The sequence below is a fragment of the Paraburkholderia sp. SIMBA_030 genome (assembly GCF_046535245.1).
GTDB lineage: Bacteria > Pseudomonadota > Gammaproteobacteria > Burkholderiales > Burkholderiaceae > Paraburkholderia.
The window spans coordinates 1-259 of sequence record NZ_JAWRXB010000921.1 but is presented as its reverse complement, the minus strand read 5'-3'; the positions used below and the strand labels follow the sequence as shown (position 1 = coordinate 259).

The following is a 259-nucleotide window of genomic DNA, read 5'->3' as shown; positions in this document are numbered from 1 at the left end:
GCCGCGGCGGAGGTTTCGTAAAACGTGACGTTCTCCGCCTTCGGTGTCCGGGCGGGGCATGACGGGCGGCAGTAAATGCCGGTGGAGCTGACAGCGGTGAAGAATTGGCCATCGAACCGGGTGTCGCGGGCATCGATTGCCCTGTAGCGCTGCCAGAAGTCCATCTCCCCATCCTGCCAGCCACGGGGGGACACTTCTAGCGGGAATCGGACATGGCCCTTGCAGGTCTTTTTGCTAGTGTCTGGGCATGAGCCCGTCC

At 62.9% G+C, this 259-nt stretch carries 1 protein-coding gene; it reads right to left on the bottom strand.

Annotated elements, in window-relative coordinates:
• A partial coding sequence (locus tag SB772_RS42715; RefSeq protein WP_410838860.1) for an Ada metal-binding domain-containing protein occupies nt 1-164 on the bottom strand: 164 nt, incomplete at its 3' end.
• Nucleotides 165-259 lie beyond the last annotated feature (95 nt).